Below are 18,598 nucleotides of genomic sequence, written 5' to 3'. Positions count from 1 at the left end.
CGAAAGGAATGGTTCTGCGGGCCGCCCCACGGCTACAACAGACGCGTGGACTTTCCCCGTGCGCTTCGCGAACGCCGTACCCGCCTGCACGTCAGCCAGCTCGACCTGGCGCTGCGGGCGGGCACGACCCAGCGCCACCTCAGCTTCATCGAGTCCGGCCGGTCGGTCCCCGGCCGGAACATGGTGGTGCGGCTGACCGAGTCGCTGGAGCTGCCACTGCGGGAACGCAACGAACTGCTGCTGGCAGCGGGCTACGCGCCGGTCTACCCCGAGAGCGCGCTGGACGACCCGGTCCTGGCCCCCGTCCGTACGGCCATCGACCACATCCTCCGCGGCTATCTGCCCTACCCGGCCTTGGTCGTGGACCGGCGGGGTGACCTGATCGCCGCGAACACCGCCTTCGACCTGGTCTCCGAGGGCGCCGCCCCGGAGCTGGTCGGCCCGGGGACGAACATCTACCGTCTCGCGCTGCACCCCGACGGTGTCGCGCCCCGCATCCGCAACCTGGCCGAGTGGGCGCGCCACATCCTGGCGCGCCTCGGCCACCAGCGGGAGTTGCGCGACGAGCTCTCCGGTTACGTCCCCGGACTCGGGCCGTCCTCGGGGCAGCTCGGCTTCGCCGTTCCGCTCCGGCTGCGGTCCTCGCACGGTGAACTGCGCCTGATGACCACGGTGACGACCTTCGCCACCGCCGTCGACGTGGCGCTCGCCGAGCTGAAGCTCGAGGCGTTCCTGCCCGCCGACGAGGAGACGGCCGAGGCGCTCCGGGCGGCCGCCGGACCGATCGCGCCGGCCGCTGCCGGTCAGGCCCCGGGGAACATGTAGTCGGTCTCGATCCGGCCGTCGTCGTCCAGGACCAGGATCTCCGAGCCGCCGCCCACGACCTCGCCGGTCGCGTCGACCGTCTCCCAGCCGAACCGGACGACGCCGTGGAGACGCATCGCATCGGTGCAGCGTCTGAACGTGAACCCCTTCTTCTCGACGAACTGCTCGTGACTCCGGGCCACCCGGGACTCGATCGCGTCGTAGCCCCGGGCCTCCAGGGTGGTGTGCGCGAAGCCGAGTTCCTCGGCGATCTCCCGGATCTCCACGGGCGGCCGGAGGATGTGGGTGCCGTTCTCGGCCCACAGCCCTTCGATGGCCGCGCGTCGTCCGGCCGTGTCCGGCTCCGTCCACTGAGCCATGTAGCGGTCGGCCAGGTGCTGCGCGTCGATCTCGGTCATCTGCGTCTCCTCGCTGCCGGGTGAGTGGTCCGGGACAAGATCCTGCGGCGCCCGGCGGCGACGGACAATTCCCCCCGGGGAATGGGCCGGTGGCCCCCGCCGAACCGAAGTGACCGGCGTCACTCCAACCCGTCCGCCCGACCCGCGTCATGATCCGGCCCCCGCGCTCTCTCTCCCTCGGAAGCACCGGCGGAACCCTGCCGGTGCCCGCAGGAGAGGGAGGCAGCTCATGGCCCGCACGGGGGCGGAAGCCGCGATCACATGGCTCGTGTCGGTGGCACCGGATCCGGGTGCCTGCCGGAGGGAGTGGGCGCGCAACCCTCAGGGAATGGCGCTCCTTCCCGCCGGGAAGCGCTGGGACGTACTGATCGTCCCGGCGGAGCTGGGCTATCCGACGCTCGATGTGCTCACCCGTCTCCTCGACCGGCCGGGACCGGTCCTCGCGGACTTCGGCGACTCCCGGATGGGCTTCTTCGTGCCCCCGGGCACGGCCGCCCGCTGGGTCGGAACCGGCATCCGGGGAGTCGGCACCGGGACCTGGATCATCGTCCCCCGGCCGGGCAGCACGGTGGGCGGGGTGCGGTGGCTGATCCTGCCGGACGGCTCGGGCACGCTCACCGACGCGACCCTTCTGGAGCTGGCCCTGCACGAGGCCGCCGCAGTCCGTGGGGCGCGGGGCGGCGGGGGGTGAGGCACCGCCAGAGGTCTTGACAACCTGATTGGTCTGGACCATGTTGTGCACCACTCAATTCCCCCCTGTACGGAGGCTGTTGTGGAACGCACCGGATCCAGACCACCCGTCCGTCTCTCCCGGGTCACCGCGGTCCTCTCGGCCGCCCTGCTCACCGCCGGTGCGCTGGTCGCCACGGCGCCGGCCGCCGGAGCGGCCGACGTGGACCTGGCGCGCAACGGCGGCTTCGAGGCGGGCCTGGACGGCTGGTCCTGCTCCGGCGGCAGCGGTGCGGCCGTCAGCACCCCCGTGCACAGCGGCACTTCGGCACTCAGGGCGACACCGGCGGGCAGCGACAACGCCCGCTGCTCCCAGACGGTGACGGTGAAGCCCGACTCCGCCTACACGCTGAGCGCCTGGGTGCAGGGAAGTTACGTCTACCTCGGGGCGTCCGGCACCGGGACCACCGACGTCTCCACCTGGACCCAGTCCGCCGGGGCGTACCAGCGGCTCACCACCAGCTTCAGGACCGGCCCCTCGACCACCTCGGTGACCGTCTACACCCACGGCTGGTACGGCACCCCGGCCTACTACGCCGACGATCTCACCCTGACCGGCCCCGGCGGCGACCCTGTCGCCGTGCCCGCCGCCCCCACCGCGCTGCGGGCGGGCACGGCCACCGCGTCGGCCGTCCCGCTGTCCTGGACGGCATCCGCGGGGGCCACCGGCTACCGCGTCTACCGCGACGGCACGAAGGTCCTCGACGCCACCGGCACCTCGGCGACCGTGACGGGGCTGACCGCGTCGTCCGCGTACAGCTTCCAGGTCTCGGCGGTCAACGCCGCCGGTGAGTCGGCGAAGTCCTCGGCGGTGAGCGTCACGACGGCGGCGGGCGGCGGGGGAGGGAGTGACGCGGGCCTCCCGGCCCACGCGCTCGTCGGCTATCTCCACTCCAGCTTCGCCAACGGCTCCGGCTACACGCGCATGGCCGACGTGCCCGGCTCCTGGGACGTCATCAACCTCGCCTTCGGCGAGCCGACCTCCGTCACCTCCGGCGACATCCGCTTCTCGCTCTGCCCCGTCGCCGAGTGCCCGAACGTGGAGTCCGAGGCGGAGTTCAAGGCCGCCATCAAGGCCAAGCAGGCCGCGGGGAAGAAGGTGCTGATCTCGATCGGCGGCCAGAACGGACAGGTCCAGCTCGCCTCGACCGCCGCCCGCGACGCCTTCGTCACCTCCGTGTCCAAGATCATCGACACCTACGGACTCGACGGCCTGGACATCGACTTCGAGGGCCACTCGCTCTCGCTGAACACCGGCGACACCGACTTCCGCAGCCCCACGACCCCCGTCATCGTCAACCTGATCTCCGCGGTGAAGTCCCTCAAGGCCAAGTACGGCGACGACTTCGTCCTCACCATGGCCCCCGAGACCTTCTTCGTGCAGCTCGGATACCAGTACTACGGCTCCGGCCCCTGGGGTGGCCAGGACCCGCGCGCCGGCGCCTATCTGCCCGTCATCCACGCGCTGCGCGACGACCTCACGCTGCTGCACGTCCAGGACTACAACTCGGGCTCCATCATGGGCCTGGACAACCAGTACCACTCCATGGGCGGCGCCGACTTCCACATCGCCATGACCGACATGCTGCTCACCGGCTTCCCCGTCGCCGGTGACCAGACCAAGGTCTTCCCGGCGCTGCGCCCCGAGCAGGTCGCCTTCGGCCTCCCGGCGTCCACCCAGGCGGGCAACGGCCACACCTCGCCCGCCGAGGTCACCAAGGCCCTGAACTGCCTGACGAAGAAGACGGACTGCGGCACCTACCAGACGCACGGCACCTGGAGCGGACTGCGCGGGCTGATGACCTGGTCCATCAACTGGGACCGCTTCAACAACTGGGAGTTCTCGAAGAACTTCGACGCCTACTTCGGCGGCTGACCGCTCCTGCTGCCCGCCCGAAGGCTGCCCGCCCGAAGGCTCCCCGCCCGCAGGGCGATCAGCAGGATCCCGCTCAGGCACCAGGCGGCCACCACGTCCAGCGGCCAGTGGTAGCCGCGCAGCACCAGACCGACGCTCGTCGCCGCCGTCAGCAGGACGGCGGCGGCGGGCGTCACCCATGTCCACCGCGTGTACGGGGCGATCAGCAGGGCCGCGGCCCCGTACGCCACCATCGCGGTGGTCGTGTGGCCCGAGGGGTAGTAGCCCGTCGCCTCCGTCAGCGGACCCTGCCGGTCCGTCCACAGCTTGAGCGGGACGACGAGCGCGGGAACGGCCGCCATGGCCAGGACGGCGCACACCGCCGCCCGCCGGGCGCGGCGGAACCAGGCGAAGAGGACCGCGCACGCCAGCACCGGAACGGCCACCTGCATATTGCCCAGGTCGGCGAAGAAGTCGGCGAGCCGGGCGGAGCCGCGCCCCGCCAGCTCCAGGCCGAGCCGCTCGTCGGGGACCAGCAGGGGGCCGTCGGCCAGCACCTGCCAGGTGATCAGGGCGAAGAGCACCAGCATCGTCACGGCCGTGGACACGAGAAGAACCGGCCACCGGGGAACAGGGGGGATTGTTCCGAGGTGGCCGGTCGGACCGGTTTGCCGCGCGCCCCGGGGGGTGTGGGGCGGGCGGCCATCCGATCGGTGAGGAGTCCCGGAGCCCGAAGCTCCAGCGGTGTGCGCGATGGCACGGCCGGATCGGTGCTGGGGGAGCCCCGGCCCGGCATCACCCGCAGTCCCCTGCGGGCGGGGTGTTTCTCTCATCTGGGAAAACCGTACGTCAGAGGAAGGAGGCACCGGAAGCGACAACGGTATCCCGCCATCGCCCCCGCACACCTTCTTCACACGCCCTCACCGGTGGCCGGGCCAGGGGCCGCCCGGCCACCGGGAGGTTCGCACGGATCAGAGGGTGGCGAACGCCTGCTCGATGATGTCCAGGCCCTCGTTCAGCAGGTCCTCGCCGATGACGAGCGGCGGCAGGAAGCGCAGGACGTTGCCGTAGGTCCCGCAGGTCAGCACCAGCAGGCCCTCCGCGTGGCAGGCCTTGGCCAGCGCGCCCGCGGCGGCGGCGTCGGGGTCCTTCGTGCCGGACTTCACCAGCTCGATCGCGATCATGGCGCCGCGGCCGCGGATGTCGCCGATGATGTCGCCGTTCGGGAGCTTGGACCGCATCTCGGCGAGGCGGCCCTTCATGATCTCCTCGATGCGCTTCGCCTTCCCGTTCAGGTCCAGCTCGCGCATCGTCTCGATGGCACCGAGCGCGCCCGCGCAGGCCACCGGGTTTCCGCCGTAGGTGCCGCCGAGGCCGCCCGCGTGCGCGGCGTCCATGATCTCGGCACGGCCGGTCACCGCCGAGAGCGGGAGACCGCCCGCGATGCCCTTGGCCGTGGTGATCAGGTCCGGGACGATGCCCTCGTCCTCGCAGGCGAACCACTGGCCGGTGCGGCAGAAGCCGGACTGGATCTCGTCCGCGACGAAGACGATGCCGTTGTCCTTGGCGAACCGCGCGATCGCCGGGAGGAAGCCCTTGGCCGGCTCGATGAAGCCGCCCTCGCCGAGCACCGGCTCGATGATGATCGCCGCGACGTTCTCCGCGCCGATCTGCTTGGTGATCTCGTCGATGGCCTGCGCGGACGCCTCGGCACCGGCGTTCTCGGCACCGGTCGGCCAGCGGTAGCCGTACGCCACCGGTACGCGGTAGACCTCGGGTGCGAACGGCCCGAAGCCCTGCTTGTACGGCATGTTCTTCGAGGTCAGCGCCATCGTGAGGTTCGTACGGCCGTGGTAGCCGTGGTCGAAGACGACGACCGCCGTGCGCTTCGTGTACGCGCGGGCGATCTTCACGGCGTTCTCGACGGCCTCGGCACCCGAGTTGAACAGCGCCGACTTCTTGGCGTGGTCACCCGGCGTCAGCTCGGCGAGCTGCTCGCAGACCTCGACGTACCCCTCGTACGGCGTGACCATGAAACAGGTGTGGGTGAAGTCGGCGAGCTGCGCCGAGGCACGGCGCACGACGGCTTCGGCGGAGGCGCCCACGGACGTCACGGCGATACCGGAACCGAAGTCGATCAGCCGGTTGCCGTCCACGTCCTCGATGATCCCGCCGCCCGCCCGGGCGGTGAAGACCGGCAGGGTGGAACCCACACCTGCGGCCACCGCCGCGACACGGCGGGCCTGCAGCTCGGCCGACTTCGGGCCGGGGATGGCGGTGAGGACGCGGCGCTCCTGCGGGATGTCGGACATGCGGGGCTCCTGGGGGTGTTTCGGACGCTTCTGTTTCTGCAGGCTACGAGCGCGTGAGGGCGCCGGTCATGCTCCGATCGGGAGTGGTGGGAGCGTGTCCTTGTCCGCCGCGGACAGATGGCCGCGCGGGGCCCCCGCGCGCCGCCTCCGCCGGGTCATCCGGCCGCATGGCTGAACTCCCCGGGCCCGGGCACTAGATTGGCCGTGCAGAAGGCGGGACCTGGCTGGTCAGGGGGCAGCGGTTCATGGACACCGAAGGCACGTACGACGCACGCGGCACGGGCGCGGACCGGGTGCCGCGCCCCGCGGGGCCACCGCCCGCCGCGCCACCGCCTCCCACCCGTGCCCCGCACGCCCCGGGGCCCCGCCCCGCGCCCACGGCCGACGGCGGGCTGGAGGAATGGCTGCGCACCCCGCGCCCCGTGCGGGAACCGGGCGTGTGGCGGTTCGGGCACACGCCCCGCCCGCCCGAGAAGCCCGAGGGGGTCTCCGACCGCTCGTTGCTGGTCGGCGTGCTCATCTCCGTACTCAGCGGGCTGCTCCTGTGGTCCCTCTGGCGCAACGGCTACATCCCCTACCGGCTGGTCCCGCTGAAGCTGTTCACCCCAGGCGACTGGTGGTACGCCGGGACGTTCGGCGGGCCCCGGACGATCGAGGGGGCCGACGCCCTCACGGTCTACGAGGCCGTCCTCTTCGGCCTCCTCGTCTACGGCTGCGGGCGCCTCGGTAACTGGTCCGAGATCTTCCGGCGCCATGTCGCCGGCCGGGGGCAGCCCCTTCTCGGGCTCGCGACCGCCGGCGCGGCGGCCCTCGCCGAGCTCCTCGTCTGGAAGGACGCGGTGCCGCTCGTGCGCCCCGTGCTGATCCTGGTCGCCTCGGTCGCCGGCGGCGAGATCTACCAGAGCCAGGCCGTGGTCAACGTGATCTACGCACTGATCGCCCTCGGTGTGCTCTGGCCCTTCGCGCGCCTCGGCCAGTGGCGCGCGCTGGCCGCCACCCGGCTCGGGAAGGGCGCCGGCTCGCCCGCCAGGGGCACCGGCTCCGCGCCCCCCGTGCCATCCGCGCCCCCGGGCGCCCCCTCCCCCGAGCAGTGGCCGGAACTGCGCGCCGCGGGGCTGACGGACGCCGCCGAGACCCTCGCCGCCGAGGTCCGCCTCGGCCGGATGAACGACGTCGACGTGGCGCGTGTGCGCCACGCCTGGACCGTCGGCAGGGCGCACCCGGAACGCCTGGCCGCGCTCTCCGAGGCCGTGCTGCGCTCCGGCGGCGCCGCGGCCCTGCACCCCTCGGGCGCCCGTGACCTGGCGCGCCGCACCGCCCGGCACGACCTGCTCACCGGCCAGGTCCGCATCGGCGGCTGCGCCGACGACCCGCACAACCCCTACGCGCGCCGGGGATCGGGCATCGCCCTGGAACCCGCCCTGCTCGGCACCTCCCTGCTGGCGGTCGGCCCGCCGGGCGCGGGCAAGTCCGCCCGGCTGGTCCGGCCGGTCGTCGAGTCGCTCGCCCTCCAGGCACTCGCCGGGCGCGCGGCCGTCCTCGCCGTCGGCGGCGCCGGGGGAGAGCTCGGCCCGGACGACGCCTTCGACGTCGTGGTGCGGATCGGGGACCCCGCGTCCGTGCACGACTTCGACCTCTACGGCGGCACGACCGACCCCGACGAGGCGGCGGGAGTCCTCGCCGAGGGGCTGGTCGGCGACGTGGCCCAGCTGGACAGCAGGCGCGCCGCCACCGTGCTCGCCCAGCTGCTCGGCCCCTACCGCGCCGTCCACGGCCACTTCCCCGGTGTGCCCGCGCTCCGCGAGCTCCTGGACGGCGACGCCGCCGCCGTCGACGCCCTACGGCAGGCCCTCGCCGCGGGCGGGCACCAGGCGATGCTGCGCGAGCTGGAGGCCCGCGCCAGGCAGCGGGGAGGCCCGGGGGACCCCGGGCCGGTGCTCGCCGACCGGATCGCGCTGCTGGACCGGCCCGCGTTCGCGCCGTTCTTCGCCACCGGCGACGAGGCCAGGCCCTTCTCGCTGCGCTCCCTCGAACACCTCCCGCTCCGGGTCAGGATCGACCTCCCCGAGCGCGCGCACGCGGAGGCCTCACGGCTGCTCACCCGGCTCGTGCTCGCCCAGTTCACGGCGATCGCCGCCGCCCGCGCCGACCGGTCGCTCTTCGTCTGTCTCGTCCTGGACGACGCCACGCACACCGTCACCGCGGAGACCGTACGGGGCATCAGGCGGCTCAGGTCGGTCAACGCGGGAGCCGTCCTGGCCCTGCGGACCGTCGACGACGTGCCCGAAGGGCTGCACACCGCGCTGCTCGGGGCGGTCGGCTGCCGCATGGCCTTCAGCGGGGTCACCACCTGGGACGGCAAGCGCTTCGCCGAGGTCTGGGGCAAGGAATGGGTGGAGACCCGCGAGGTCGCCCAGCACGCCGTCTTCGCGGACCAGCCGTTCACCCGCGCCCTCCACGGCCTGCGCAAACTGGTCACCGGAAAGGCCGTGACCAGGGACGCCGTGACGGTGCGCCGGGTCGAGCGGGAGCGCTGGTCCGCCTCGGAACTGGCGTACCAGCTGCCCGCCGGGCACGCAGTCCTGTCGCTGACGACGGTCGAGGGCGAGCACGTGCCGCCCCTCCTGGTCGACCTGGGAGGCTGAGCGCGAGGTTACGGGGACCCTGCCGCCCTGGCAGAATTGGCCCTGGCCCTCTGTACGGGGCGGCGCAAACCAGCCATCCGTACGGGGTCGCGCACAGGGCCGTCCACGGAAGGACGGCAGAACCGAGCCGTCCGTACGGGCCGCGCAATCGGGCCGTTCGCACAGGGCGGCCCAACCGAGCCGTTCGTACGGGGCGGCGCAACCGACTTCCAGAGGTCCGGCGGTCCCATGCCCCTCACTCTCGCCTCGCTCCTCCAGCACTCGGCGCTCAAGCTCACCGTCAGGGCGGGCGCCGACCGGCTCGGCACGCCGGTGCGCTGGGCGCACGCCAGCGAGCTCGCCGACCCCGTCCCGTACATGGACGGCGGTGAGCTGCTCCTCGTCACGGCGACCAACCTCGACGCCCGGGACCACGGCACCATGCGCCGGTACGTGCGACGGCTGGCCGGCGCGGGCGTCGCCGGGATCGGCTTCGGTGTGGGCGTCACCTACGAGGACATCCCGCCCGCGCTCGTGGACGCCGCCGAGGAGGCGGGCCTGCCCCTCCTGGAGGTGCCGAGGCGCACGCCCTTCCTCGCGATCAGCAAGGCGGTGTCGGCGGCGATCGCCGCCGAGCAGTACAGATCCGTCACGGCCGGATTCGAGGCGCAGCGGGAGCTGACCCGCGCGGCGGTCGCCGGGGACGGCCCCACGGCGCTCCTCACCCGTCTCGCCGCGCACGTCGACGGCTGGGCCGCGCTCTACGACTCCTCGGGCGCCGTCGTCGCGGCGGCGCCCGAATGGGCGGCCCGCCGCGCCGCCCGGCTCACGCCCGACGTGGAGCGCCTGCGGGAGCGCCCGGCCCCGGCCAGCGCCGTCGTCGGCGACAGCGAGAGCGACGACCGGGTCGAGCTCCAGTCCCTGGGCACCGGCCACCGCGCCCGCGGCGCGCTGGCCGTCGGCACCGGGGCGGCGCTCGGCACCGCCGAGCGGTACGCCGTGCACTCGGCGGTCGCCCTGCTGACCCTGACCACGGCACGCTCCCGCTCGCTCCAGGGCGCGGAGCAGCGCCTCGGCGCGGCCGTCCTGAGGATGCTGCTCGCGGGGGAGTCCGGCCACGCCAGGGCCGTCGCCGGGGACCTGTACGGCGGCCTGCTGGACGCGCCCTTCCGGCTCCTGATCGCCGAGGCGTCCGCCCCGGCCGGGACGGAACCGCTGGGCGAGGCGATGGAGGCCGCGGCGTCCCGCTCCGGCGAGACGCTGCTGATGGTGCCCGAGGGGGAGCGCCTCGTGGTCCTGGCCGCCGACGGCGGGGCGGCGGTCGCGGCCTGTGCGGCCCACGCCGCCCGGACCGAGGACGAACGCCCCCCTCTCGAGACCGCCGCCGATGACGGCGAGGTGGTCATCGGCCTGTCCGCGCCCTCCGGCCCCGTCGCCGTCTCCGCCGCGTACAAACAGGCCGAGCAGGCACTCTCCGTGGCCCGCCGCAGGGGCCGCGTCCTGGTCGAGCACGAGGAGCTCGCCGCCGGCTCCGTCCTGCCGCTGCTGGCCGACGACGCCGTACGGGCGTTTGCCGACGGGATGCTCCGTCCCCTCCAGGAACACGACGCGAAGGGCCGGGGCGACCTCGTCGCCTCCCTGCGCGCATGGCTCTCCCGGCACGGCCAATGGGACGCCGCCGCCGCCGACCTCGGCGTCCACCGCCATACCCTGCGCTACCGGATGCGCAGGGTCGAGGAGATCCTCGGCCGCTCGCTGGACGACCCGGACGTCCGGATGGAGCTCTGGCTCGCCCTGAAGGCGACGGCCGCCTCCTCGGGGACGTGACGACCCTGACCCCGCTGCGGCGGACCGGCGTACCGGACTCCGGGGCGCGCTTCGACGGACCGGCGTACCGGACCCCGGACCCGCTACGACAAACCGGCGCACCGGATTCCCGCTCCACTCCACGGCGGACAAGCCTCATCCGCCCCGGGCCGCCCTACGGTGGGGCCGAAGGGTGCCCGCGCGGCGCCCGGCGATCGTGTTCACCACCCCCGAAGGGCCGGTACCGCCATGACTTCCACCCACGCCTTCTGGCTGGCCGGCCGCCAGGCCACCGGCGAGGACAGCTTCGACGTCACCAACCCGTACGACGGCCGTCTCGTCGGTACGGTCGCCGTGCCGACCGACGCCCAGGTCGAGGAGGCCGTCGCCGCCGCGTACGCCGTGCGCGAGGAGTTCGCCGCGACCCCCGCGCACGTGCGGGTCGCCGCCCTCGACCACGTCGTACGCCGCCTCACCGAGCGCACCGAGGAGATCGCCCAGCTGATCTCCGCCGAGAACGGCAAGCCCATCAAGTGGGCCCGCGGCGAGGTCGGCCGCGCCGTCTCCGTCTTCCGCTTCGCCGCCGAGGAGGCCCGCCGCTTCAACGGCGGAGACGCCCAGCGACTGGACACGGACGCCGGCGGCACCGGCCGCCTCGGACTGACCCGGCGCTTCCCGCGCGGGCCCGTCCTCGGCATCGCACCCTTCAACTTCCCGCTCAACCTGAGCGCCCACAAGGTGGCCCCGGCCATCGCCGTCGGCGCCCCGATCATCCTCAAGCCCGCCCCGGCCACCCCGATCTCGTCCCTGATCCTGGGCGAGCTGCTGGCCGAGACGGACCTCCCGGCGGGCTCCTGGTCCGTGCTGACCGTCCCCAACGACAAGATGCCCGCGCTGGTCCAGGACGAGCGGCTGCCGGTCATCTCCTTCACCGGATCCGGGCCGGTCGGCTACTCGATCATGGAGTCGGTGCCGCGCAAGCACTGCACCCTGGAGCTCGGCGGCAACGGCGCGGCCGTCGTCCTCGGCGACTGGTCCTCCGAGGAGGACCTGGACTGGGCCGCGACCCGCATCGCGACCTTCTCCAACTACCAGGGCGGCCAGTCCTGCATCTCGGTGCAGCGCGTCATCGCGGACGCCTCGGTGTACGACCGGCTCGTCCCGAAGATCGTCGCGGCCGTCGAGGCCCTGGTGACCGGCGACCCCTCCGACGCGGCCACCGACGTCGGCCCCCTGGTCAGCGAGGACGCCGCCCGCCGGGTCGAGTCCTGGGTCGACGAGGCCGTCACCGCCGGAGCGACGCTGCTGACCGGCGGCAAGCGCGACGGGGCCACTTACGCCCCGACGGTCCTCACCGACCTCCCGGACACCACGACGCTCGCCTGCGAGGAGATCTTCGGCCCGGTCCTGTACGTGCAGAGGACCGACGGAGAGGCCGAGGCCTTCGCCGCCGTCAACTCCTCCAAGTACGGCCTCCAGGCAGGTGTCTTCACCCACGACCTCCAGACCGCCTTCCGCGCCCACCGCGCCCTGGAGGTGGGCGGCGTGATCATCGGCGACGTGCCCTCCTACCGCGCCGACCAGATGCCCTACGGCGGCGCCAAGCAGTCCGGAGTGGGCCGCGAGGGCGTCCGCTACGCCATGGACGACTACACCTACGAGCGGGTGCTCGTCCTCACCGGCCTGGCCCTGTAGTCCACGGCGCCCACAGAACCGGCCTGAGCCCACTGTGCGGGGGCTCAGACCGGTTCTGTCGTTTTCCCCGCACCGGGCCGGGCCCCCTGCCGCCCCGGCGGGCCTTCAGGTGCGGTCCGCGCTGTCGTCCACCGCTGCCGCCCGCGAGCGCGAATCGTTCCTGCGGTGAACGTCCACGCCCGTGCGGGTGAGGGAGGGCCGCCGGTCGTCCGGCGGGGGCCTCCAGGCCGGTAGAACGCGAAGGTGATCAAGAACCTCCTGCGCGGCTCCGTGCCCGCCCTCGCCCTGGTCCCTCTCGTCGCCGGCGCCCCGGCGCAGGCCGCCCCCGCCCCGGGGCCCGCCGTCGTGACCACGCTCGCCGACGCCGTCGGCCTGGTGAAGGTCGTCGAGGAGAACCGCACCGGCTGGACGCCGTCCGCCTTCAAGCACTGGACGGAGGGTGACCTCCCCTCCGACGGCTGCGACACCCGGAACGAGGTGCTGCTCTCCGAGGCGGTCGAGGCCCCCGCCGTGGGGGCCGGATGCACGCTGACCGGCGGGGCGTGGGTCTCGTACCACGACGGCCAGAAGGTGACCGGCTCCTCGGCCGTGGACGTGATCCACACGGTGCCCCCGGTGGAGGCGTGGGGCTCCGGCGCGTCGGCGTGGACCGCCGCCCGGCGCGAGGCGTACGCGAACGACCAGGGGGCGGCGGCGTCGCTGGCCGCGGTGACCGCTCGCACGAACCGGCAGAGGGCGGACCGGGGCCCCGCGGACTGGCTGCCACCGGTGCCGGAGGCCCACTGCCGCTACGCCGGCGAGTGGGTGGCGACGAAGCTCCGCTGGCAGCTCACCGCCGACAACACGGAGATGGAGGCGCTGAAGGTGCTCGCCGAAGGCCCCTGCGAGGACGTCGTGGTCCAGTACACGCCGGCTCCGTAGCCCGCCGCCCGGCCACGGCCGGGACACGCACAACCGGCCGGAGCCCGGGACGGGCACGCGAGCGAGGCGATCCGTCCACCGACGGATGATCTTGCGTGACCTGGGGCCCGTTCAGCGGTTGAGGCGAGCGGACGGACACATCCGATGAGAAGAAGACGAGGTCACAGCGTGAAGTCATACCGGACGCCGTCACTGTTCCGAGGCTCCGCCGCGTGCGGCGCCGCTCTGATGGCCCTCGGGCTGTCCGCCGGGGCGGCCCACGCCGACGAGACGCACAACCATTCCCACAACGCGCCCCGAGTGGGCCTCATCCAGACAGGGCAGATCGACGATCCCCTGGAGGACGTGCTGGAGCACGCGGCGGTCCTCGGCACCACCTACGTCTTCGACTGAGGGCGAGGACCGGGCAGGCGCTCACGTGCCCCGGCGCCGCCGCACGCCGCACCGGGGGACCGGTCCTCCGGGGCGGCGGGCGGCGGCGGCGAGGTCGCCCGACCGGCGCAGCGGTTCCCGCCGTGCCGGGGAACGGGCGGGGCCACCGTCCCGGGCCCCGGCCGCCGGCGCGGACCGTCCCGGAGCCGCCGCAGAGGTGGTGGGGGTTGTGCGGATCGGGTAGATACGGACAAGTGACACCGATCGGCACGCGTACGGCCCGACCCATATCCCGACTCGCGGCGAGGTGAGCTCCTCATGTCCGCCCCATCCGACATCCCCCAGGCCCCCAAGGTCACCGAGCGCGAAGCCCGGCAGGTGGCCGAGGCCGCCCGCGAACAGGACTGGCGCAAGCCGAGTTTCGCCAAGGAACTCTTCCTCGGACGCTTCCGGCTCGACCTGATCCACCCCCATCCCCAGCCCGCCCCGGACGACGTACGGCGCGGCGAGGCCTTCCTCGCCCGGCTGCGCGACTTCTGCGAGAACCGGGTCGACGGCGCACTCATCGAGCGCGAGGCGAAGATCCCCGACGAGGTGATCGAGGGCCTCAAGGAGCTCGGCGCACTCGGCATGAAGATCGAGACCAAGTACGGCGGCCTCGGCCTGACGCAGGTGTACTACAACAAGGCGCTCGCGCTGGCCGGTTCGGCGAACCCCTCGATCGGCGCGCTGCTCTCCGCCCACCAGTCCATCGGCGTACCGCAGCCGCTGAAGATGTTCGGCACGCAGGAGCAGAAGGACGCCTTCCTGCCCCGCCTCGCGCGCACGGACATCTCCGCGTTCCTCCTCACCGAGCCCGACGTCGGGTCCGACCCGGCCCGGCTCGCGACGGCGGCCGTGCCCGACGGGGACGACTACGTCCTGGACGGTGTGAAGCTCTGGACGACCAACGGCGTCGTCGCCGACCTGCTCGTCGTCATGGCCCGTGTCCCGGAGTCCGAGGGCCACAAGGGCGGCATCACCGCCTTCGTCGTCGAGGCCGACTCCCCGGGCATCACCGTGGAGCACCGCAACGCCTTCATGGGCCTGCGCGGCATCGAGAACGGCGTGACCCGCTTCCACCAGGTCCGCGTCCCCGCGGCCAACCGGATCGGCCCCGAGGGCGCCGGTCTCAAGATCGCCCTCACCACGCTCAACACCGGCCGGCTCTCGCTGCCGGCCATGTGCGTCGGCGTGGGGAAGTGGTCGCTGAAGATCGCCCGCGAATGGTCGGCCGTCCGCGAGCAGTGGGGCAGGGCCGTCGCCCGCCACGAGGCGGTCGGCGCGAAGATCTCCTTCATCGCCGCCACCACCTTCGCCCTCGAAGCGGTCGTGGACCTCTCCTCGCAGATGGCCGACGAGAGCCGCAACGACATTCGCATCGAGGCCGCCCTCGCCAAGCTGTACGGCTCCGAGATGGGCTGGCTGATCTCCGACGAACTCGTCCAGATCCGTGGCGGACGCGGCTTCGAGACCGCCGCCTCGCTCGCCGCCCGCGGCGAACGCGCCGTCCCCGCCGAGCAGATGCTCCGCGACATGCGGATCAACCGGATCTTCGAGGGCTCCACGGAGATCATGCACCTGCTGATCGCCCGCGAGGCCGTCGACGCCCACCTCAAGGTCGCGGGCGACATCATCGACCCCGACAAGCCGCTCTCCGACAAGGCACGGGCAGGCGCCAACGCCGCCGGGTTCTACGCCCGCTGGCTCCCCAAGCTGGTCAGCGGCCCCGGCCAGCGGCCCAGTGCCTACGGCGAGTTCCGTGTCCCCGGGCACCCCGACCTCTCCACCCACCTGCGGTACGTCGAGCGCGCCTCCCGCAAGCTGGCCCGCTCCACCTTCTACGCGATGTCCCGCTGGCAGGGCCGCATGGAGACCAAGCAGGGCTTCCTCGGCAGGATCGTCGACATCGGCGCCGAACTCTTCGCGATGAGCGCGGCCTGCGTCCGGGCCGAGCACCTGCGGGTCGACGGCGACCACGGCCGCGAGGCGTACCAGCTCGCCGACGTGTTCTGCCGCCAGTCCCGCATCCGGGTCGAGGAACTGTTCGGCCGGCTCTGGTCCAACACCGACGACATCGACAGGCGCGTCGTCGACGGTGTCCTCTCCGGCACCTACACCTGGCTGGAGGAAGGCGTCATCGACCCCAGCGGCGACGGCCCCTGGATCGCCGACGCCACCCCCGGCCCGGCCACCGGCGAGAACGTCCACCGTTCCGTCCGCTGAACCCGGCCACCCCGCGGGACGCGTCCACTGCCTGGACGCGTCCCGCGGGCACGCCGGGCGCAGGGCAAAATGGATGCCCGTGACCGTCATCGACATCCCCGGCTCCAAGTCCATCACCGCCCGCGCCCTGTTCCTGGCCGCCGCGGCGGACGGCACCACCACCCTCCTGAGGCCCCTGCACTCGGACGACACCGAGGGGTTCACCGAAGGGCTGGCCCGCCTCGGATACGGGGTGACGCGCGAGCCCGGACGATGGCACATCGAGGGACGCCCCTCCGGCCCCTCCGTCACCGAGGCCGAGGTCCACTGCCGCGACGGGGCCACCACCGCGCGCTTCCTGCCGACGCTCGCCGCCGCCGCGGCCGGCGGCACCTACCGCTTCGACGCCTCCGCGCAGATGCGCCGCCGCCCCCTTGCCCCGCTCACCGAGGCGCTCCGCACCCTCGGCGTCGACCTGCGCCACGAGGGAGCCGAGGGCCACCACCCGCTCACCATCGAGGCGTCGGGCGTCAAGGGAGGCGAACTCACCCTGGACGCCGGGGAGTCGTCCCAGTACCTCACGGCCCTCCTGATGCTCGGTCCGCTCACCGCCGAGGGCCTCCGCATCGACGTCACCGAGCTCGTCTCGGCGCCGTACATCGAGATCACCCTCGCGATGATGCGCAGCTTCGGTGTCGAGGTCACCCGCGAGGGGAACACCTTCACCGTCCCTTCCCCAAGCTCTCGGCTTCGCTCGGGCAGGGGAGGCCCCAGTGGCGGCTACCGCGCCACCACGTACGCCATCGAGCCCGACGCCTCCACCGCGAGCTACTTCTTCGCCGCCGCCGCCCTCACCGGCCGCGAGGTCACCGTCCCCGGCCTCGGCGCCGACGCGCTCCAGGGCGACCTGCGCTTCACCGACGTGCTGCGCCGCATGGGCGCCGACGTCCGTACGACCGCAGACTCCACGACCGTACGGTCCTCCGGGCGGCTCTCCGGCCTCACGGTGAACATGCGCGACATCTCCGACACGATGCCCACCCTCGCCGCCATCGCGCCGTTCGCCACCTCGCCCGTGCGCATCGAGGACGTCGCCAACACCCGGGTGAAGGAGTGCGACCGGCTGGAGGCCTGCGCGGAGAACCTGCGGGCCATGGGGATCACCGTGCGCACCGGACCCGACTGGATCGAGATCCACCCCGGCACCCCGCGCCCCACCCGGATCGCCACCCACGGCGACCACCGCATCGTGATGTCCTTCGCGGTCACGGGCCTGCGCACGCCCGGCATGAGCTACGACGACCCGGGCTGCGTGCGGAAGACCTTCCCCCGTTTCCACGAGGAGTTCGCCGCGTTCGTGGAGCGGAGCTCCGCGGGGGAATGACCGCGCGCTCCGGTACCGGCCCGCACTAGTTTCATCCGCATGATGTCCCGTGACGACGTCCTGTCCGTCCTCGCCCTGCTGCGCGCGGCGGGCACCGATGTGGTGATCGCCGGGGGCTGGGGCATCGACGCCCTCCTCGGCGCGGAGACACGCGAGCACCGCGATCTCGACCTCCTGCACGTCCGCGAGCAGGAGGCCGCCGTCGTGGCGGCCCTGGAGTCGGCCGGATACACCGAGACGCTGGACCAGCGTCCCGTCCGCTTCGTGCTCAGCCACCTCTCCGGGCCGGAGATCGACCTGCACCCGCTGGAGTTCGCCGCCGACGGTTCGGCCGTCCAGTCCTCGTTCGACCCCGGGGAACCCTTCCGCTACCCGGCGGCCTGCTTCGTCACGGGCACCATCGGGACGACCACCGTGCGCTGCCTCTCCGCCGAACGGCAGGCGCTGTTCCACCAGGGCTACGAACCGGCCGCGCGCGATGTGGCGGACATGCGGCGGCTGAGGGAGAAGTTCGGCATCGAGACGAGTTTCTGAGCGGCGGATGCCGCACAATCGAGCCTCGGCCACGTACGGACACCGGGCGCGGCTCGTCAACGGGAGACAGGGGCAGGGATGTTCGGGGTGTACGGGGCGGCCGGCCGGCGGGGTGCCGTGGCTGTGGGGTGTGCGGCGATGGCTCTCGCGGTCCTCACCGGATGCGGCGAGGGGGCCGACGAGAAGCCGGCGGACGGCAAGGGGACGGCGGGGAAGAGCCCCGCTGCCTCCCGGCCGGCCTCCCCGGCCGGCGGGCTCGACGAGGCGCAGCTCACCGCGGTGGCCTTCACCGACGGGGAGCGCGTCGGTGAGTTCACCGCGTCCGAGTACACGCTGGACGGACCGATCGGCGACGCCTACACCGCCACCCCGGCCGTCTGCCAGCCGCTCGTCAGCCTCGCCGGTGACGTCAGCGGCCACGAGCCCACCGCCCAGGTGCAGCGCAAGGTCGACAAGCCCACGGACCTACGGGGTGTCACCGTCGACGTGACCCTGCGCTCCTACGCCGGCGACGGGGCGGCGAAGGCCATGGCCTCGCTCGGCAGGGCGGGCGAGGAGTGCGCCGGGGGTCTCACCGAGGAGCGGGCGTTCGCCCGCGGGACGTACGAGAAGGTCGAACCCGTCACACCGCCCGCCTTCGCGGACGAGGCCGACGAGGTGAAGGCCTACCGCTTCACCATCCTCGACGTGAAGGGGAAGCTGAAGCTCCACGAGTACCTCACCGTCGTACGGTCCGGCTCGACCACCCTCGCCTTCCGGGGCGAGGTCCTCGGCACCACCGACTTCGGAGGCATCCCGGACGCCGTCACGGCCGCCCAGTGGAAGAAATTCCGTGCCGGGCAGGCCTGAGGCGCGCCCCGACGGGGGCGCACTGTCAGCGCACACAGCGGATGCGGCAA

At 73.1% G+C, this 18,598-nt stretch carries 15 protein-coding genes; 12 read left to right on the top strand and 3 right to left on the bottom strand.

Annotation, left to right across the window (positions count from 1 at the left end; translation table 11 throughout):
* The first annotated feature begins 45 nt into the window (after positions 1–45).
* Positions 46–825, top strand: coding sequence for an MmyB family transcriptional regulator (locus tag ACWCQM_RS00300; protein WP_450913177.1), 780 nt, complete (start codon positions 46–48; stop codon positions 823–825).
* Here ACWCQM_RS00300 and ACWCQM_RS00295 read toward each other — a convergent pair.
* Positions 804–1,223 carry a hypothetical protein gene (locus tag ACWCQM_RS00295; RefSeq protein WP_450913176.1) on the bottom strand — a complete coding sequence of 140 codons (420 nt, stop codon included), beginning with the start codon at positions 1,221–1,223 and terminating at the stop codon, positions 804–806. The two genes, ACWCQM_RS00300 and ACWCQM_RS00295, sit on opposite strands and share 22 nt — an antisense overlap.
* Positions 1,224–1,452: 229 nt before the next feature.
* Here ACWCQM_RS00295 and ACWCQM_RS00290 point away from each other — a divergent pair, with 229 nt between their 5' ends.
* Together ACWCQM_RS00290 and ACWCQM_RS00285 are read left to right on the top strand one after the other, a co-directional pair.
* On the top strand, positions 1,453–1,914 hold the full coding sequence (locus tag ACWCQM_RS00290) for a hypothetical protein (RefSeq protein ID WP_450913175.1): 462 nt from the start codon (positions 1,453–1,455) through the stop codon (positions 1,912–1,914).
* An 81-nt stretch (positions 1,915–1,995) separates the two neighbouring features.
* A complete protein-coding gene (locus ACWCQM_RS00285; RefSeq protein ID WP_450913174.1) occupies positions 1,996–3,828 on the top strand; it encodes a chitinase in 1,833 nt (610 codons plus the stop codon).
* Here the strand turns inward: ACWCQM_RS00285 and ACWCQM_RS00280 are convergent.
* Together ACWCQM_RS00280 and gabT are read right to left on the bottom strand one after the other, a co-directional pair.
* Positions 3,813–4,415, bottom strand: a complete 603-nt coding sequence (locus tag ACWCQM_RS00280) for a phosphatase PAP2 family protein (RefSeq protein ID WP_450913173.1) — start codon at positions 4,413–4,415, stop codon at positions 3,813–3,815. The two genes, ACWCQM_RS00285 and ACWCQM_RS00280, sit on opposite strands and share 16 nt — an antisense overlap.
* 363 nt (positions 4,416–4,778) lie before the next feature.
* Positions 4,779–6,119 carry a 4-aminobutyrate--2-oxoglutarate transaminase gene (gabT, locus tag ACWCQM_RS00275; protein WP_450913172.1) on the bottom strand — a complete coding sequence of 447 codons (1,341 nt, stop codon included), beginning with the start codon at positions 6,117–6,119 and terminating at the stop codon, positions 4,779–4,781.
* A gap of 245 nt (positions 6,120–6,364) precedes the next feature.
* On the opposite strand from gabT, the gene ACWCQM_RS00270 reads away from it, so the two are divergent.
* The 9 genes from ACWCQM_RS00270 to ACWCQM_RS00230 all read left to right on the top strand — a co-directional run bounded on the left by ACWCQM_RS00270 (position 6,365) and on the right by ACWCQM_RS00230 (position 18,548).
* Positions 6,365–8,764 carry an ATP/GTP-binding protein gene (locus ACWCQM_RS00270; RefSeq protein ID WP_450913171.1) on the top strand — a complete coding sequence of 800 codons (2,400 nt, stop codon included), beginning with the start codon at positions 6,365–6,367 and terminating at the stop codon, positions 8,762–8,764.
* Positions 8,765–8,992: 228 nt separating this feature from the next.
* Positions 8,993–10,570 (top strand): PucR family transcriptional regulator, encoded by a 1,578-nt coding sequence (locus ACWCQM_RS00265; protein ID WP_450913170.1) that lies wholly within the window; start codon positions 8,993–8,995, stop codon positions 10,568–10,570.
* Between the two features lie 228 nt (positions 10,571–10,798).
* Entirely contained in the window at positions 10,799–12,244 is a 1,446-nt protein-coding gene (locus ACWCQM_RS00260; protein WP_450913169.1) for an aldehyde dehydrogenase family protein, read from the top strand.
* 243 nt (positions 12,245–12,487) lie between these two features.
* The gene (locus ACWCQM_RS00255) at positions 12,488–13,165 is read left to right on the top strand and encodes an HNH endonuclease (protein ID WP_450913168.1); all 678 of its coding nucleotides are present in this window, start codon (positions 12,488–12,490) and stop codon (positions 13,163–13,165) included.
* Positions 13,166–13,333: 168 nt separating this feature from the next.
* Positions 13,334–13,558 (top strand): hypothetical protein, encoded by a 225-nt coding sequence (locus tag ACWCQM_RS00250; RefSeq protein ID WP_450913167.1) that lies wholly within the window; start codon positions 13,334–13,336, stop codon positions 13,556–13,558.
* 297 nt (positions 13,559–13,855) lie between these two features.
* Positions 13,856–15,802, top strand: a complete 1,947-nt coding sequence (locus ACWCQM_RS00245; protein ID WP_450913166.1) for an acyl-CoA dehydrogenase family protein — start codon at positions 13,856–13,858, stop codon at positions 15,800–15,802.
* A 79-nt stretch (positions 15,803–15,881) separates the two neighbouring features.
* Positions 15,882–17,165 carry a 3-phosphoshikimate 1-carboxyvinyltransferase gene (gene aroA, locus ACWCQM_RS00240; protein ID WP_450913165.1) on the top strand — a complete coding sequence of 428 codons (1,284 nt, stop codon included), beginning with the start codon at positions 15,882–15,884 and terminating at the stop codon, positions 17,163–17,165.
* 39 nt (positions 17,166–17,204) lie between these two features.
* Positions 17,205–17,699, top strand: coding sequence for a nucleotidyltransferase domain-containing protein (locus ACWCQM_RS00235; protein WP_450913164.1), 495 nt, complete (start codon positions 17,205–17,207; stop codon positions 17,697–17,699).
* 138 nt (positions 17,700–17,837) lie between these two features.
* Positions 17,838–18,548: a hypothetical protein gene (locus ACWCQM_RS00230; RefSeq protein ID WP_450913163.1), complete on the top strand. Its 711-nt coding sequence runs from the start codon at positions 17,838–17,840 to the stop codon at positions 18,546–18,548.
* Positions 18,549–18,598 lie beyond the last annotated feature (50 nt).

Source organism: Streptomyces sp. NPDC002125, from assembly GCF_053593715.1.
This window is presented reverse-complemented; position numbering and strand designations above follow the sequence as displayed.

Excerpts from the sequence above, each read along its gene's own strand:
- ACWCQM_RS00295 (WP_450913176.1), bottom strand. The coding sequence starts at position 1,223 with ATGACCGAGATCGACGCGCAGCACCTGGCCGACCGCTACATGGCTCAG.
- ACWCQM_RS00235 (WP_450913164.1), top strand. The coding sequence starts at position 17,205 with ATGATGTCCCGTGACGACGTCCTGTCCGTCCTCGCCCTGCTGCGCGCG.
- ACWCQM_RS00290 (WP_450913175.1), top strand. The coding sequence starts at position 1,453 with ATGGCCCGCACGGGGGCGGAAGCCGCGATCACATGGCTCGTGTCGGTG.
- ACWCQM_RS00245 (WP_450913166.1), top strand. The coding sequence starts at position 13,856 with ATGTCCGCCCCATCCGACATCCCCCAGGCCCCCAAGGTCACCGAGCGC.
- ACWCQM_RS00260 (WP_450913169.1), top strand. The coding sequence starts at position 10,799 with ATGACTTCCACCCACGCCTTCTGGCTGGCCGGCCGCCAGGCCACCGGC.
- ACWCQM_RS00265 (WP_450913170.1), top strand. The coding sequence starts at position 8,993 with ATGCCCCTCACTCTCGCCTCGCTCCTCCAGCACTCGGCGCTCAAGCTC.
- gabT (WP_450913172.1), bottom strand. The coding sequence starts at position 6,119 with ATGTCCGACATCCCGCAGGAGCGCCGCGTCCTCACCGCCATCCCCGGC.
- ACWCQM_RS00270 (WP_450913171.1), top strand. The coding sequence starts at position 6,365 with ATGGACACCGAAGGCACGTACGACGCACGCGGCACGGGCGCGGACCGG.
- ACWCQM_RS00230 (WP_450913163.1), top strand. The coding sequence starts at position 17,838 with ATGGCTCTCGCGGTCCTCACCGGATGCGGCGAGGGGGCCGACGAGAAG.